Here is a 16,230-nt window from a genome sequence, read left to right as displayed (position 1 = left end):
AGCCTTTACATCACCGCGCCGACTTGCCAGGGCACAAATTCGTTTTGTCCGTAGCCGTGCTTTTCGCTCTTGCTCGGTTCACCCGATGCGGTGGCCAGCACCATCTCGAAAATGCGCTGTCCCATCTCCTGCACCGTCACGCCGCTGTCGATGATCTCGCCGCAATTGATGTCCATGTCCTCTTCCTGCCGCTGCCACAGTGCCGAATTGGTGGCGAGCTTGAGCGAAGGCGAGGGCGCGCAGCCGTAAGCCGAACCGCGGCCGGTGGTAAAGCAGATGATGTTGGCGCCGCCGGCCACCTGGCCCGTGGCGCTGACCGGGTCGTAGCCCGGCGTGTCCATGTAGACGAAGCCGTGGTCCTTCACGGGTTCGGCGTATTCATAGACAGCCTCCAGGTTGGAGGTGCCGCCCTTGGCCACCGCACCCAGCGACTTTTCCAGGATGGTCGTGAGGCCGCCGGCCTTGTTGCCGGGCGACGGGTTGTTGTTCATTTCGCCTTCGTTGATCTGGGTGTAGTGCTCCCACCACTTGATGCGCGAGATCAGCTTTTCGGCGATGTCGGGGCGCACGGCGCGCCGCGTGAGCAAATGCTCGGCGCCGTAAATCTCGGGGGTTTCGCTGAGGATGGCGGTGCCGCCATGGGCCACCAGCAAGTCCACCGCCGCGCCCAGCGCCGGGTTGGCGCTGATGCCCGAGTAACCGTCGGAGCCGCCGCACTGCAGGCCGATGGTGATGTGCGCGGCGCTGCAGGGTTCGCGCTTGACGGCATTGGCCTGCGGCAGCATCTCCTTGATCATGGCGATGCCCTTGGCCACCGTCTTGGCCGTGCCACCCGTGTCCTGGATGCTGAAGACGCGCAGGGTTTCACCTTCGCGCAGGCTGCCGTGGGCCAGCCAGGCATTGATCTGGTTGGACTCGCAGCCCAGGCCCACCACCAACACGCCCGCGAAGTTGGGGTGCGTGGCGTAGCCGGTCAGCGTACGCTGCAGGATCTGCAGGCCCAGGCCGTCGCTGTCCATGCCGCAGCCGGTGCCATGCGTCAACGCCACCACGCCGTCGACGTTGGGAAAATCTTTCAGCGCTGCAGGGTTGTTCTGCCGCGAGAAATGGTCGGAAATCGCCCGCGCGGCGGTGGCCGAGCAGTTGACGCTCGAGAGAATCCCGATGTAGTTGCGCGTGGCCACGCGTCCGTCAGGCCGCTTGATACCCATGAAAGTCGCCTCGCGCCTGGCCGGTGCCGGTTTCACATCGGCGCCGAATGCGTAGTCGCGCGTAAAGTCGCCCTTGTCGGGGCCCATGTTGAGGTTGTGCGTATGCACGTGCTCGCCGGGCGCGATGGGTTTGCTGGCAAAACCGATGATCTGGTTGTAGCGCCGCACGGGCTCGCCCACGGCCAGCGCGCGCGTGGCGATCTTGTGGCCGGCCGGGATCAGGCCGCGTACGGTGATGTTTTCGACCTCGGTGCCGCCCACCAGCTGGGCTCGGGCAATCAGGACATCATCGGCGGGGTGAAGGCGAATAAACGGGGTCATGGTCTGAGTTTCTGTGCTTTTATCGGGGGGCCATCGCGGAACCGGCTTCGCCGGGCCGCAGGTAGCCCCCCTCGAGGGGGAGGCGCCGAAGGCGTCTCAGGGTGATTGTTTCACTTTCAATAAAACATCTTCGGCAACCAGAGTACCAATTTGGGGAAATAGGTGATGATGATCAGGCTGCCCAGCAGCGGGAACAGCCAGGGCAGGATGGCGATGGTGGTCCGTTCCACGGAAAGTTTGGCCACGCGGGCCAGCACAAACAACACCATGCCCATGGGCGGATGCAGCAGGCCGATCATCAAATTGAGCACCATCACCAGCCCGAAGTGGATCGGGTCCACGCCCAGCTGCGTGGCAATCGGCACCAGGATAGGCACCAGAATCGTGATGGCAGCGGTCGGCTCCAGGAAGCAGCCCACAAACAGCATCAGCAAATTGGCCAGCAGCAGGAAGACCCAGGCCTCCTTGGTGAAGTCCAGCACCCATTTGGCAATGTCGGTGGTCACGCCGGTGGCGGTGAGCATCCAGCCGAAGATCGATGCCGCGGCCACAATGAACAGCACGGTGGAGGTGGTCTCGACCGTATCAAGGCAGACCTTCACAAAGCTCTTGAAGGTCAGCGTGCGGTACCAGGCAAACCCGAGGATCAGCGCCCAGACGCAGGCGGCAATCGCGCCTTCCGTGGGGGTGAAGATGCCGGTGGTCATGCCGCCTATCAGCAGCACGGGCGTCATGATGGGCAACACGGCCTGGAAATTGAAGGCTTTGTCGGCCGCAAACAGCGCTACCAGTGCGACGGCCACAGTGATCTGCGGCGGAAAGTTCAGTTTGCCGATCAGCAGCCACAGCAGCAGCGGCCAGCCGATGACCACGGCGGTTTCCACCAGCGCCTTGTTCAGGCGGCTCCACGCGAAGGGGACATCGGCGCCCCAGTTGTTCTTGTGCGCGAAATAGGCCACTGTCAGCATCATCAGGATGGCCATCAGCAGGCCCGGGAGGATGCCCGCCAGAAACAGCGCACCGACGCTGACATTGGCCATCATGCCGTAGATCACAAAGGGCAGGCTGGGCGGAATGATGGGGCCCAGCGTGGCCGAGGCCGCCGTCACGCCCACGGCAAACTCGGTGCTGTAGCCGTGGTCCTTCATGGCCTTGATCTCGATGGTGCCGAGGCCGGCGGCATCGGCAATGGCGGTGCCGCTCATGCCGGCAAACACCACCGAGCCGACGACGTTGACGTGGCCCAGTCCGCCCTTCATCCAGCCGACCAGCGCCAGCGCGTAGTTGTAGATGCGGTTGGTGATGCCGGCGTTGTTCATCAGGTTGCCGGCCAGGATGAAGAACGGCACGGCCAGCAGCGGAAAACTGTCGATGCCGCTGACCATGCGGTGAACCACCACAAAGGGCGGCGAGCTGTTGGTGAACAGGATGTAGACCAGCGACGCCCCGGCCATGGCCATGGCCACCGGCAGGCCGCCGCTCATCAGGAAGAGAAAAATAACCTTCAACATTCAGCGGTCCTCCATCGTGGATTCAGGGCGTTCCAGCACGCTGTAGCCGCGCTGCAGGTGAATGCGCATGACCCAGACCGAGCGCACGGCCATGGCCGCAAACCCCACCAGGCAGACGCCGTACACCAGGTTCATCGGCAGGTCGATGATGGTCATCTTGTAGTTGCCCATCTTGTCCATCATTTGCCAGGTCAGCACGACCATGGCGCCCAGGAAGGCGATGCGCAGCACGTCGGTCAACAGGGCCATGCCCCGGGCCAGCCACGCGGGCATGAAGCGATAGAAGAAGTCGACCTGGATGTGGTTGTTCTTGGCCACGCCAATGGCGGCGCCGACGAAGACGGTGGCGATCAGCAGGTAGCGTGCGATTTCTTCCGTCCAGGCGGCGGAATCGTTCATTACATAACGCGTGAAGAACTGGTAGAAAACCGTCAGGCCCAACGCCCAGAAGAAAAACAGCGCCGCCCAGGCTTCAACGGGCGTGCCGGACAGGTCAACTGCTTCATCCGTGGCGTGGAACTCGCCGTCGTCGCCCATGACCTTGGGCAAGGCGTCAATGTCGGGAATGGAAGTCATGATGGTGGGGTAGTGGGTAATGAGGCCCTTCCCTCCGATGGAGGAAAGGGCGGGAAGCCTTGGCCGGATGGGCAAGACTTACTTGATGGCCTGGATGCGGTCCCAATCCTTCTTGTCGTAGCCCATTGACGCCATGTCCACGGCCTTGACGATGTGATCGCGGAACTCGTCCTTGTTGACCGTGATCAGGTTGATGCCTTTTTTCTTGAACTCGTCCACCAGCTCGCCTTCCCGCTTCTGGATGTCGGCCGTGGCTTTGGCGGCCGCTTCCTGCATCACATCCGTGAAGACTTTCTTGTCGGCATCGCTGAGCTTGGTCCAGACGTGAGGGCCGATCTGCGTGACCAGCGAATCGAGGATGTGGCCGGTCAGGATGATGTTCTTCTGGACCTCATAGAACTTCTTGGCTTCGATGGTGGGCAGCGGGTTCTCCTGTGCATCGACCGTGCCGTTTTGCAGCGCCAGGTAAACCTCGGCAAAAGCGATCGGCGTCGGGTTGGCGCCGCAGGCGCGAGGCAGGGCCATGTAGGCCGGCACGTCGGGCACCCGCATTTTCAGGCCCTTCATCTCTTCGCAGGTCTTGAAGGGTTTGTTGCTGGTGGAGTGGCGCGCGCCGTAGTAGGTGACCGCGACAGTTTGCACGCCGGTCTTCTGTTTGTAGCCTTCGGTCAGTTCCTTGAAGACATCGCTCTTCGCGTATTTCAGCAGGTGCTCCGGGTCGCGGAAGGTGTAGGGGTAGTAGGCCACGCCGATACGCGGAAAGCTCCGGGCCGCAAACGATGCGCCCGAGATGATGATGTCGACGGTGCCCAGCTGCAGGCCCTGGTTGATGTCGCTTTCCTTGCCCAGCGTGGAAGCCGGGAACACCTGAATCTCGTAGCGGCCGCTGGTGCGCTTCTTGATTTCGTCAGCCGCCCAGACCGACCACTTGTGGTAGGCCTCGGAAGTCTCGTAGACGTGCGCCCATTTCAGCTTGGTCTGCGCCGATGCGATGCCGGAAAATCCCATAGTGCCCGCCAGTAAAGCGCAGGCAGCTATTGTTTTGATAGCGAATCTCTTTTTGTTGAATGCGTTCATGTTGTCTCCTCGAAGGGTGGTTGCTGGCAGAAAGGAAATCGACGATGCGCGCCAGCGCGCACCGTCGTGAAGCCTGGGGTCTAAGAGCCTGTTCAATGTCTAAACGAGGCCTCGTTTAGACATTGAACAGGCTCATTGCTCAGTTCTTCAGGTTGAGCTTGGTCACGAGTTGTTTGAAGTTGTCGTTGTCGCGCACCATTTGCGCCTTGAAGGCAGGGCCGTCGGCATAGGCGTAGCCAAGGTTCAGTTTGTCCATCACTTCGCGCATGATGGGCTCTTCGGCCGCCTTTTTGCTGAAGGTCCGAATGGTTTCCACGACTTCAGGCGGTGTGCCTTTGGCCACGCCCAGGCCGCGCCAGGTGCCGATGGACAGGTCGATGTTGCGTTCCTTGAGGGTGGGCACGCTCTCAAAACCCTTGACGCGCTGGTCGGCCATCACACCCAAAATCTTCAGCTTGCCGGCCGCCACATGCACGGCAACCTCAGCCGGGCTCACGCCTACTGCGTCCACATGACCGCCCAGCAGGGCCAGCACGGCGGGGCCTGCGCCCTGGTAGGGGATGTGGTTGAACTTCGCGCCGGTTTTTTCTTCCAGCGAAGCGGCGGCCAGGTGCCAGATCGAGCCGTTGCCGGCGTTGCCGACCTTCACGTCGCTGCCGGTCTTTTTGGCGGCGGCGAGGAACTCTTCAATCGTGTTGTAGGGCGAGTCCGCTTTCACGGTGATGGCAGCCGGGTCGGCATTCAGGCGGGCAATCGGGATGAAGTCGTCCTGCGTGATCTTGGTGATGCCCATGTGCGGCAGGATGGTCACCTCCACAAACAGCATGGCAATCTTGTAGCCGTCGGGCCTGGCATTGACCACGTCGGCCAGGCCGATGGCGCCGCTGGCGCCGGGTTTGTTGTAGACCACCAGCGATTGCGTGGTGTATTTTTTGGCGGCTTCGGCATAGGCGCGCGCCAGCGAGTCGGTGCCGCCGCCAGGCTGGAAGGCCACCATCACTTCAATAGGCTTGTTCGGGTAGGCCTGCGCCCAGGCGTTGCCGCAGAGGCTGGTGAGCGCCATAAGGGCTGTTGCCAGCAATTTGCGCGGTGTCAGAAACTTCATGCTTGTCTCGCTTTCGCTTTTTGTTGGAAGGGAAATCCGGGGTGAGGTGAGCGCTGAAAGAAATCGTGACGGGTCATTTCTTTTGTACCTCCTGGCTTTTGGTCCGACTCCAGCTCACGCTGAAACGCTTGTGCGACTGGTCCATGTGCGCATGCATGGCCGCACGCGCGGCATCGGCGTCTCGGTTGCGCACCGCATCAAAAATGGCCTGGTGCTCGGCAATCGCCGAGCGCCACGATTCAACGGTTTCAAAATGCCCGCCCAACCGCTCGAACAACGGGCCGCGACGCGAGTCCCAGAAGCGCTGTATGGTTTCAATCAGCACTACGTTGCCGCAGGACTCGACAACGGCGGTATGAAAAGCGCGGTCGCCTTCCAGCGGCAGCACGCCGCGGTCGGCGTCAAACTGCATGCTGGCGATGGCCTTGTCCATCGCGTCTATGTGTTTGCGCTTGGCCTGGGTGGCGGCCATGGCGGCGACTTCGCCTTCCACCACGCGGCGGGCGCGTATCAATTCCAGGGGTCCCCATTCGTCCGGCGATATCTGCTCGGCCCGGCCACTTCCATTACCGTCGTGGCTGGCGGGCTTGCTTCGGTCCAGAACATAGACACCCGAGCCGGTGCGTACTTCGACCCAGCCTTCAACCTCCATCGCGATCAGAGCTTCGCGCACCGAGGGCCGGCTCACGCCCAGCTGTCGCGCCAGGTCGCGCTCGGCGGGCAGCCGTGCGCCCACGGCCCATTCGCCGGCCGAGATCAGCGTGCGCAGCTGCTCGGCGATCTGGCGGTAAAGGCGCTGCGGTTCGACGGTTTGCAAGGGCATGGAGGGAAAAGGGTGAAAGGTGGGGCTTTAAGGGTTAGCCAGAATTGGACAAGTGGTAAGACCAATTGATAATCCCATGAAACCCCCGGGACAACATCCGGCAAAACCCTGTAGGAGTGAAGATGAGACTTGAAGGAAAAAAAGCGCTGGTGACCGCAGCCGGCCAGGGAATCGGCCATGCCACAGCGCTGGCGCTGGCGGCCGAAGGCGCGCAGGTCTGGGCCACCGACCTGAAACCCGAGCTGCTGGAAGGCTACAAAGGGGCGGCCAACATCACGGCGCTGCCCCTGGACGTGCTGGACAAGGCGGCGATCCAGAAACTGGTAGGCGGTCTGCCGCCCATGGACATTCTTTTTAACTGCGCCGGTTTTGTCCACGGGGGCACAGCCCTGCAGGCCACCGATGCCGATCTTGAGTTCGCCTTCAACCTCAACGTGCGCGCCCAGTTCTGGATGATCCAGGCCGTGCTGCCCGGCATGCAGGCCAAAAAGGGCGGCAGCATTGTCAACATGGCCAGCGTCTGCAGCAGCATCAAAGGCCTGCCCAACCGATTTGTGTATGGCACCACCAAGGCGGCAGTGATTGGCCTCACCAAAAGCGTCGCGGCCGACTTTGTGGGTGACGGCGTGCGTTGCAATGCGATTTGCCCTGGTACGGTAGACACGCCTTCGCTACAGGACCGTATCAATGCCAACGAAGATCCCGTGGCGGCCCGCAAGGCCTTCATCGCACGCCAGCCGCTCGGGCGCTTGGCGCAGGCGCATGAGATTGCCCCGCTGGTGGTCTTTCTGGCCAGCGACGAGGCTGCTTTTGTGACCGGCCAGGCCTACAACGTGGACGGTGGCATCACCATATGAACCAGCTGGACCTGAAGGGGCGCCATGCGGTCATCACCGGTGGTGCGGTCGGCTTGGGTTTTGCGGTGGCTCAGCGCGTGCTGGCGTCGGGCGGCACGGTGACGCTTTGGGACATCAACCCCGAGGCACTGGCCACGGCCAGGGGCGCGCTGGGCGCCGGGGTGCATACGGTAGCCGTCGATGTGGCCAGCCATGCCAGCGTGGTGGAGGCGGTCAAACAAACTGTGGCCCACAACCTTGCTATTGACGCGCTTGTCAACTCGGCCGGCATCACCGGTCCCAACGTCAAGCTGTGGGACTACCCACCCGAGCAATGGATGCAGGTGCAGCAGGTCAACCTCAACGGCCTGTTCTTCTGCTGCCGTGAACTCGTGCCGCACATGCGTGCACGCAACTATGGCCGCATCGTCAATGTTGCCTCGGTGGCCGGCAAAGACGGCAACCCGAATGCCAGCGCCTACAGCGCGAGCAAGGCCGCGGTGATCGCCCTGACAAAATCCCTGGGCAAGGAACTCGCCGATACAGGTGTGCGCGTCAACTGCATCACACCGGCCGCGGTGAAAACGCCGATTTTTGAGCAAATGACGCCCGAGTTCATACAGTTCATGCTTTCTAAAATCCCCATGGGCCGCTTCGGCACGCCCGATGAGGTAGCCGCCATGGTCGGCTGGCTGTGCACCGAAGATTGCTCGTTCTCAACCGGCGCCGTTTTCGATCTCTCGGGCGGCCGTTCCACTTATTAATCTTTCATCCGATTTATCAAAAGGAAAAACCATGAAACTCGTTCGCTATGGCAACCCCGGCAAGGAAAAGCCCGGCCTTATTGATGCCAACGGCAAGCTGCGCGATCTGAGCGCTGTCATCAAGGACATCGGCCCGGATCAGCTTGGCGATGCTGCGATTGCCAAACTGCGCAAGCTCAAAGCCGACAAGCTGCCGCTGGTCAAAGGCTCGCCGCGTTATGGCAGCCCCGTCACCGGCGTGCCCAAGTTCATCGCCATTGGCCTGAACTACGCCGACCATGCCGCCGAATCCGGTTTGCCGATCCCGGCCGAGCCGGTCGTCTTCATGAAGGCCACCAGCTGCATCCAGGGCCCGAACGACCCCATCATGCTGCCCAAAGGCTCGGTCAAGACCGACTGGGAGGTCGAGCTCGGCGTGATCATCGGCAAGACGGCCCGCTACGTGTCGCAAAAGGAAGCGCTGGACTACGTGGCCGGCTACTGCACCATCAACGACGTGAGCGAGCGCGAATTCCAGATTGAGCGCGGCGGCACCTGGGACAAGGGCAAAGGTTGCGACACCTTCGGCCCGCTCGGCCCCTGGCTGGTCACGCGCGACGAAGTACCCAACCCGCAAAAGCTGGGCCTGTGGCTCGAGGTGAACGGCAAGCGCGTGCAAAAGGGCAACACCAAGACCATGATCTTCAGCGTCGCCAAAATCGTCAGCTACGTCAGCCAGTTCATGACGCTGGAGCCCGGCGACGTCATCACCACCGGCACACCGCCCGGCGTGGGCCTGGGCATGAAGCCGCCTGTGTACCTGAAGAAGGGCGACAAAATCTCCCTGGGAATCGAAGGCTTGGGCGAGCAGCACCAGACTGTCGTTCCCTACAAGAAGTAGCCCCCACGCTCTCTAGCCGCGTATCCAGGGTGGGGTATTCCACCAGTGGGTGCCGAGGGTCCGGCTTCGCCGGCCCCAGGCGCCGCCCCCTGGAGGGGGGAACAAGCCACACGCAGTGAGCTTGGACGGGGGTGAGCCAACATCCGAGGGTTTACCCGTGTTGGTCCTAGGCCGAATGCCCTAGAAAAGCCTATGGCCTTTGCATGGTCATCAAAGTGTTGCAAAATAGAACGACCGTTCGTTTTATTTTGTAGCACCTCATGGCCATCACAGAACTTCCCGCTAAAGCCTCCCGCGCCCCGGCAACGGGCAGCGCCGTGGCCAAAAGCCAGCAAAAAGGCCAGCAGACCAAGGCCGCCATTGTGGATGCGGCCCTGGGCTTGGCCACGCAGATCGGGCTGGAAGGCCTGAGCATAGGCGCGCTGGCCGAGGTCATGCGCATGAGCAAGTCGGGCGTGTTCGCCCATTTCGGCTCGCGCGAAGAGCTGCAGATCTCCGTTATCCGCGAATACCACGTGCGCTTTGAAGAAGAGGTCTTCTTCCCGGCGCTGCAGCAGCCGCGCGGCCTGCCTCGTCTGGCGGCGCTGTTTCATAACTGGATGAAACGCACCTCGCTTGAAATCGACTCGGGCTGCCTTTACATCAGCGGCGCCGTCGAATTTGACGACAGGCCCGGCCCGGTGCGCGATGCGCTGGCGGGTTCGGTACGAACCTGGCTGGCCGCCATGTACCGCGCCGTGGTGCAGGCCAAAGAGGCCGGTCACCTGCATGCTGACGCTGATGAGCACCAGATGGCGTTTGAAATCCACGGCCTGATCCTGGCGCTGCATTACGAAGCCCGCTTCCTTAAGACGCCGGGTTCCATGGATCGCGCCAATACCGGCTTTGCCAACATTCTGGCGCGCTATGGCAGCGACGCCCCCCTTTCCACCTTGCCGAAGAAAGCTTCCGGCAAGGCATCCCCTTCCAAACCAGTTTAAGCAAAAGGAATCCACCATGCCTCAGTACAGCCCGCCCCTGCGCGACATGCAATTCGTCATGCACGAAGTGCTCAAGGTCACCGATGAATTCAAGGCCATCCCAAAGCATGCGGACGTCGATGTCGAGACCATCAACGCTGTACTCGAGGAGGCCGGAAAGTTTGCCGCTGAAGTGACTTTTCCGCTGAACATCAGCGGCGACGAAGAGGGTTGCAAGCTCGACAAAACGACACACGAAGTCACGCCGCCCAAAGGCTTCAAGGAAGCTTACGCGCAGTACGTCGAAGGTGGCTGGGCCGCGCTCAGCTGCGACCCGGAATATGGCGGCCAGGGCCTGCCTTTTGTGCTGAACCAGTGCCTCTATGAAATGCTGAACTCGGCCAACCAAGCCTGGACCATGTACCCGGGCCTGTCGCACGGCGCTTACGAAGCCCTGCATGCCCACGGCACCGACGAACAGAAAAAGCTCTACCTGCCCAAGCTCACCAGCGGCGAATGGACCGGCACCATGTGCCTGACCGAGCCGCACTGCGGCACCGACCTGGGCCTGTTGCGCACCAAGGCCGAACCGCAACCCGACGGCACCTACCGCCTGACCGGCAACAAGATCTTCATCAGCGCCGGTGAACACGACATGGCCGCCAACATCGTGCACCTGGTGCTGGCCCGCCTCCCTGATGCGCCCCAGGGCAGCAAGGGCATCAGCCTGTTCGCGGTGCCCAAGTTCAACATCGGCAAAGACGGCGCCATCGGCTCGCGCAACGGCATTTACTGTGGCGGCCTGGAGCACAAGATGGGCATCCACGGCAACGCCACCGCGCAGATGGTGCTCGAAGACGCTGTCGGCACCATGGTGGGCGCGCCCAACAAGGGCCTGGCCGCGATGTTCGTGATGATGAATGCCGCACGCCTGGGCGTGGGCAACCAGTCGCTGGGCCTGACCGAAGTAGCCTTTCAAAATGCGCTGGCCTACGCCAAGGACCGTATCCAGATGCGTTCACTGTCCGGCGTCAAAGCCAAAGACAAACCGGCCGACCCCATCATCGTGCACCCCGACGTGCGCAAGATGCTGTTGACGGCCAAGGCCTATGCCGAAGGCGGCCGGGCGCTGGCGATCTATTGCACGCTGCTGCTCGACAAAGAGCTGCACCACCCTGATGAAAAGGTGCGCAAGGACTCCGGCGAAATCGTTGCCCTGCTCACGCCCATCGTCAAAGCCTTTTTGACCGACAACGGCCACATTTCCACCAACGCCTGCATGCAGGTTTTCGGCGGCCACGGCTTCATCAAAGAGTGGGGCATGGAACAGTTTGTGCGCGACAACCGCATCAACATGATTTACGAAGGCACAAACACCGTCCAGTCGCTGGACCTGCTGGGCCGCAAGGTGCTGGGCAACAACGGCGCGACGCTGAAGAAATTCGGCAAGGTGATTGGTGCGCTCATTGCCGAAGAAGGCGTCAACGAGAAGATGGCCGAGTTCATCAACCCGCTGGCTTACCTGGCCGACCAGATGACCAAGTTCACCACCGAGCTGGGCTTCAAGGGCTTCCAGAACCCCGACGAAGTGGGCGCCGCCGCAGTGGACTACCTGCGCGTGGCCGGCCACCTGGTGTTTGGCTACTTCTGGGCATTGATGGCGCAAACCGCGCTGCGTGAAATTGCTGCCGGCAACACCGACAAGTTCTATGTCGCCAAACTGCAAACCGCACGCTTTTACTTCGCCAAGCTGTTCCCCGAAACCGCAACGCTGATGCGCACCGCACGCTCGGGCAGCAAGGCGTTGATGGAAACCGACGAAGCGCTGGCCTGAGTCTTTTGAACAAATCAACGGGAGACACCATGAAACGCAAACTGCTGATGATTGTTTTGGGCTTGATGGCTATCCCGGCGCTGGCCCAGAACACGCCGGTCGGCCTCTGGCGCGGCTTTGACGAAAAAACCGGCGACCCCAAAGTCGAGGTGCGTATTGTCGACACAGGTGGCGTGTTGAGCGGAAAAGTCGAAAAGCGCCTGTCCCCGGGCGTCAAACCCGACGACATCTGCACCGAATGCACGGATGACCGCAAGGACAAGCCTCGGCTGGGCCTTGAGATCATTCGGGGCGCCAAGAAGTCACCCGATGGCGACGTTTGGGAAGGCGGCAAGATACTCGACCCCGAGAACGGCAAAAGCTATTCCCTCAAGATGACACCCGTTGAGGGTGGCAAGAAGATGGAAGTCCGCGGTTCAATCGGGCCTTTTGGCCGCACCCAAACCTGGGTGCGTGTGCAATGAGCATGCTGAAAGTGAGGACTCGCCATGGGTGAAGCCATTTCCCGTTTGCGGTCACTGCCTTTCGGCGCCGGTGGCAGCACTGTGCCGGCCGCGCGCCGCTGGTATGGCCACCATCTTCTCAAAAAGCCGTTTTTCGGCCGCTTCATGAAACCCTGGCGTTGGCCGGCGGACGTGCCGCAAGAAGGCTGGGAACGGGTGCAGATAGCCAGCCGAAGCACCAGCCAGCTTGAGGCCATCGTGGCGCGTACACCGCTGGCACCGCGCGGTGTGGTGGTGTGCGCCCATCCCATGGGTTTTGCCTGCAAGGGTTTTTGGCTGCGCCACGGCCATGCCCAGGCGCTACTCGATGCGGGCTTTCATGTGGTGGCTTTCGACTTCAACGGTTTCGGTGAAAGCCCGTCGACCAACTTCGATTACCCCGGTGACGTGATATCGGTGGGCTCCTGGGCGCGTGGCGCTTTTGCCGGGCTGCCGGTGCATGCGCTGACGGCGTCTTTCGGCGCGATCAACACGCTGAGTGCGATTGACGAAGCGGATTTTCCTTACGACAAGGTGGTGGCTGAAGCTTGCGCGCCCTCGCTGCCCGATTTCTGGAAAGCTTATCCTTTTGCCCATGCCGTGCTCAACATCAGCCGGCGCATTAACCCGCAAGGCGAGTTGCGCCTGCGGCCCGTACACCACCTTGCCAACATGCGCGACGTGGACGTGCTGCTGATCCACAGCCAGGGCGACCGCTGGACGCCGGTGCATTTCGGCGATGCCTTGCAGCAGGCTGCTTCACGTCCTGAACGCATCCAGCGCCTGATCCTTGAACGCGCCGACCACACCCACGGCATGCGCGACGAGCCACAGCGCTACTGGAGCGCCGTGCTTGAATTTTTCAACCAGATTCCCTCAACCAGGTCTTAACCATGTCCCGATTCCAAGTCAAAAAAGTCGCCGTCCTCGGCGCCGGTGTCATGGGCGCGCAGATCGCCGCCCATCTGGTCAACGTCAAGGTGCCTGTGGTGCTGTTCGACCTTGCGGCCAAGGACGGCCCGAAGAACGGCATCGTCATCAAGGCGGTCGAAGGCCTCAAGAAGCTCAAGCCAGCGCCGCTGGGTGTGCCCGAAGACGCGGCGCTGATCCAGCAGGCCAACTACGAAGAGAACATGGAGCTGCTCAGGGAGTGCGACCTCATCATCGAGGCGATTGCCGAGCGCATGGACTGGAAGACCGACCTGTACCACAAGATCGCGCCCTTCATTGCTGAAGGCGCCATTGTGGCCAGCAATACCTCGGGCCTGTCCATCACCAAGCTCAGCGAGGCGCTGCCCGAATCCATCAAGCCGCGCTTTTGCGGCATTCACTTCTTCAACCCGCCGCGCTACATGACGCTGGTGGAGCTGATCAACACGCCGACCACCGAACCCAAGGTGCTGGACGACCTGGAGGCCTTTGTCACCAGCGCGCTGGGCAAGGGCGTGATCCGTGCCCATGACACACCCAACTTCATCGCCAACCGCGTCGGCATCGCCAGCATGCTGGCCACCATCAAGGAGGCCGACACCTTCAAGCTCAGCTACGACGTGGTCGACGACCTGACCGGCAAGAAGCTGGGCCGCGCGAGCTCGGGCACCTTCCGCACCGCCGACGTGGTGGGCCTGGACACCATGGCCCACGTCATCAAGACGCTGCAAGACAACCTGGGCCCCGGCAAGGTAGAAGACCCGTTTTCCGATGTCTATGGCACGCCGCCCGTGTTGGCCAAGCTGCTCGAATCCAAAAGCCTGGGCCAGAAGACCGGCGCCGGCTTCTATAAAAAGCAAGGCCGCGACATCCTGCGCCTGGACCCGGAGAGCATGGAATACGTGCCCGCCGGCGCCAAGGCCAATGAAGTCGTCGGTCGCATGCTGAAGAAGCCCGCGGGCGAACGCCTCAAGCTCTTGCGCGAAGCCGAAGGCGCTGAAGCGCGTTTTCTCTGGGCCATCCTGCGCGACCAGTTTCACTATGCTGCGGTGCACCTGGAAAGCATCGCCGAAACCGCACGCGACATCGACTTCGCCATGCGCTGGGGCTTTGGCGCCAAGCAAGGCCCCTTCGAGTTGTGGCAGCAAGCCGGCTGGAAGCAGGTCGCTACCTGGATCCAGGAAGACATTGATGCAGGCAAGGCGCTGTCCAAGGCGCCGCTGCCCGAGTGGGTGTTCAAGGGCCCGGTGGCCGACGCCGGTGGCGTGCACACGGCCGAAGGCTCGTGGAGCGCCTCGGCCAAAAAATTCATCCCTCGCCGCAAGCTGCCGGTCTATGAGCGCCAGTTCTTCCCCGAAGACGTGCTCGGTGCCAAGGCACCTGCTTTTGAGACGGCAGGCACCACGCTGCATGAAGACGACGCGATCCGCCTCTGGACGCTGGACGGTGCGGATGGCGACGTGCTGATCGCCAGCATCAAGACCAAGATGCACGCCATCAGCCCCGACGTGGCTGAAGGTCTGGCGATGGGTGTGGACCTGGCCGAGAAAAGCTACAAGGGCATGGTCATCTGGTCGAATGACGAGATGTTCTCTGCCGGCGCCGACCTGCAAGCCATGCTGCCCGCCTTCATGATGGGCGGCGCCAAGGCGATTGAAGGGGCCGAGGCCGAACTGCAGAACGTGATGCTCAAGCTGCGCTACGCGGCGGTTCCCGTGGTGTCGGCGATTCGCGGCCTGGCGCTGGGCGGCGGTTGCGAAATGGCAGTGTATTCGGCCAAACGTGTCGCCGCGATGGAAAGCTATATCGGCCTCGTCGAAGTCGGCGTGGGCCTGGTGCCCGGCGCCGGTGGCCTGGCCTACATCGCCCGCCGTGCCGCGGAAAACGCCGGCACCTCGACCAACAAGGACATCCTGCCTTTCCTCACCGAAGGCTTCACGGCCGCCGCGATGGCCAAGGTGGGCACCAGTGCCATCGAAAGCCGCAAGATCGGTTACCTGCTCGACAGCGACGTGATCGTGCCGAACAAGGACGAGCTGCTGTTCGTCGCGCTGAATGAAGCGCGCGCGCTGTTCAACTCCGGCTACCGCGCACCGCACAGGCGCCAGTTCCCGGTGGTGGGCCGCAGCGGCCTGGCCACCATCAAGGGCCAGCTGGTCAATATGCGCGACGGCGGCTTCATCAGCGCGCACGACTTCCATATTGCGAGCCTGATCGCGAATGTGGTCTGCGGCGGGGACGTCGATGCCGGCACGCTGGTGACGGAAGAGTATTTGATGACCCTGGAGCGCAAAGCTTTCTGCTCTCTTCTTGAGCATCCAAAAACCCAGGAGCGAATCATGGGAATGATGAGCACTGGCAAACCTGTTCGTAACTGATGACCGGCCAAACCGCCATGAGCGACCACAAGCCCAACCGCCTGGCACGGCAACTGCAGCGGCTCGAGGAAGTGCCGGCCTTTGCGCGCGGCTGGTTTCGCAGCGTGGTGCTGCGCCGCGCTGTGCCTTTTACCGGAACCGCCGGTCTGGACTTCCTCGAGATGGGCACAGGCCGGGTCGAGATCGGCATCAGGAATGAGAAGAAGGTACAGAACCACATTGGCGGCGTGCACGCCTCTGCGATGAACCTGCTGGCGGAAACCGCCACCGGCATGGTGGTCGGCATGAATGTGCGCGACGACTGCATCCCGCTGGCCAAGGAACTGAAGATGGCCTTCAAAAAGCGCGCCACCGGCGCCTTGCGCGCCGTGGCCACGCTGAGCGATGAACAGCGCGCCGCCATGCAGGCCAGCGACAAGGGTGAAGTCACTGTGCCGGTCACCGTGACCGATGAAGCCGGCGTCAACCCGGTTGAATGTGAATTTGTCTGGGCCTGGATTCCCTCCGGCCCGCGGAAAAGTTAACCGAGAAATTGAAGGAAAC

General features: G+C 61.9%; 15 protein-coding genes. 9 read left to right on the top strand and 6 right to left on the bottom strand.

Going from position 1 to position 16,230, the window contains the following annotated elements; translation table 11 throughout:
- Positions 1-5: 5 nt before the first annotated feature.
- The 6 genes from AC1DVV_RS14425 to AC1DVV_RS14400 form a co-directional block, all read right to left on the bottom strand.
- Positions 6-1,532, bottom strand: coding sequence for a UxaA family hydrolase (locus AC1DVV_RS14425; protein ID WP_477666579.1), 1,527 nt, complete (start codon positions 1,530-1,532; stop codon positions 6-8).
- 116 nt (positions 1,533-1,648) lie between these two features.
- Complete coding sequence (locus AC1DVV_RS14420; RefSeq protein ID WP_457281187.1) at positions 1,649-3,043, bottom strand: TRAP transporter large permease; 1,395 nt, start codon at positions 3,041-3,043, stop codon at positions 1,649-1,651.
- Positions 3,044-3,619, bottom strand: coding sequence for a TRAP transporter small permease (locus AC1DVV_RS14415; RefSeq protein WP_477666580.1), 576 nt, complete (start codon positions 3,617-3,619; stop codon positions 3,044-3,046). It abuts the gene before it with no gap.
- Positions 3,620-3,697: 78 nt separating this feature from the next.
- Positions 3,698-4,696 (bottom strand): sialic acid TRAP transporter substrate-binding protein SiaP, encoded by a 999-nt coding sequence (locus AC1DVV_RS14410; RefSeq protein WP_477666581.1) that lies wholly within the window; start codon positions 4,694-4,696, stop codon positions 3,698-3,700.
- Positions 4,697-4,835: 139 nt separating this feature from the next.
- Positions 4,836-5,801, bottom strand: a complete 966-nt coding sequence (locus AC1DVV_RS14405) for a Bug family tripartite tricarboxylate transporter substrate binding protein (protein ID WP_477702146.1) — start codon at positions 5,799-5,801, stop codon at positions 4,836-4,838.
- Positions 5,802-5,874: 73 nt separating this feature from the next.
- A complete protein-coding gene (locus tag AC1DVV_RS14400; protein ID WP_457281183.1) occupies positions 5,875-6,624 on the bottom strand; it encodes a FadR/GntR family transcriptional regulator in 750 nt (249 codons plus the stop codon).
- A gap of 122 nt (positions 6,625-6,746) precedes the next feature.
- Between AC1DVV_RS14400 and AC1DVV_RS14395 the strand changes: the two genes are divergently transcribed.
- From AC1DVV_RS14395 to AC1DVV_RS14355, 9 genes are all read left to right on the top strand, one after another.
- On the top strand, positions 6,747-7,481 hold the full coding sequence (locus AC1DVV_RS14395; RefSeq protein ID WP_477702145.1) for an SDR family oxidoreductase: 735 nt from the start codon (positions 6,747-6,749) through the stop codon (positions 7,479-7,481).
- The gene (locus tag AC1DVV_RS14390) at positions 7,478-8,224 is read left to right on the top strand and encodes an SDR family NAD(P)-dependent oxidoreductase (protein WP_477689631.1); all 747 of its coding nucleotides are present in this window, start codon (positions 7,478-7,480) and stop codon (positions 8,222-8,224) included. Before AC1DVV_RS14395 ends, AC1DVV_RS14390 begins: the two co-directional genes overlap by 4 nt.
- Positions 8,225-8,255: 31 nt before the next feature.
- The gene (locus AC1DVV_RS14385; RefSeq protein ID WP_457281180.1) at positions 8,256-9,104 is read left to right on the top strand and encodes a fumarylacetoacetate hydrolase family protein; all 849 of its coding nucleotides are present in this window, start codon (positions 8,256-8,258) and stop codon (positions 9,102-9,104) included.
- Positions 9,105-9,364: 260 nt separating this feature from the next.
- Positions 9,365-10,084, top strand: a complete 720-nt coding sequence (locus AC1DVV_RS14380) for a TetR/AcrR family transcriptional regulator (protein WP_457281179.1) — start codon at positions 9,365-9,367, stop codon at positions 10,082-10,084.
- 16 nt (positions 10,085-10,100) lie between these two features.
- Positions 10,101-11,897, top strand: coding sequence for an acyl-CoA dehydrogenase C-terminal domain-containing protein (locus AC1DVV_RS14375; protein ID WP_457281178.1), 1,797 nt, complete (start codon positions 10,101-10,103; stop codon positions 11,895-11,897).
- 29 nt (positions 11,898-11,926) lie between these two features.
- Complete coding sequence (locus AC1DVV_RS14370; protein ID WP_477648940.1) at positions 11,927-12,361, top strand: DUF2147 domain-containing protein; 435 nt, start codon at positions 11,927-11,929, stop codon at positions 12,359-12,361.
- 24 nt (positions 12,362-12,385) lie between these two features.
- Complete coding sequence (locus AC1DVV_RS14365) at positions 12,386-13,270, top strand: alpha/beta hydrolase family protein (RefSeq protein ID WP_457281176.1); 885 nt, start codon at positions 12,386-12,388, stop codon at positions 13,268-13,270.
- Positions 13,271-13,272: 2 nt separating this feature from the next.
- Positions 13,273-15,687 carry a 3-hydroxyacyl-CoA dehydrogenase/enoyl-CoA hydratase family protein gene (locus tag AC1DVV_RS14360; RefSeq protein ID WP_477702144.1) on the top strand — a complete coding sequence of 805 codons (2,415 nt, stop codon included), beginning with the start codon at positions 13,273-13,275 and terminating at the stop codon, positions 15,685-15,687.
- Positions 15,687-16,211: a DUF4442 domain-containing protein gene (locus AC1DVV_RS14355; RefSeq protein ID WP_477702143.1), complete on the top strand. Its 525-nt coding sequence runs from the start codon at positions 15,687-15,689 to the stop codon at positions 16,209-16,211. The genes AC1DVV_RS14360 and AC1DVV_RS14355 overlap by 1 nt, the downstream gene beginning before the upstream one ends.
- The last annotated feature ends 19 nt before the right edge of the window (positions 16,212-16,230 follow it).

The organism is Polaromonas sp. P3_B4, from assembly GCF_056402835.1.
The sequence above is the reverse complement of the archived record's forward strand: the minus strand, read 5'-3'. Positions and strand labels throughout refer to the sequence as shown.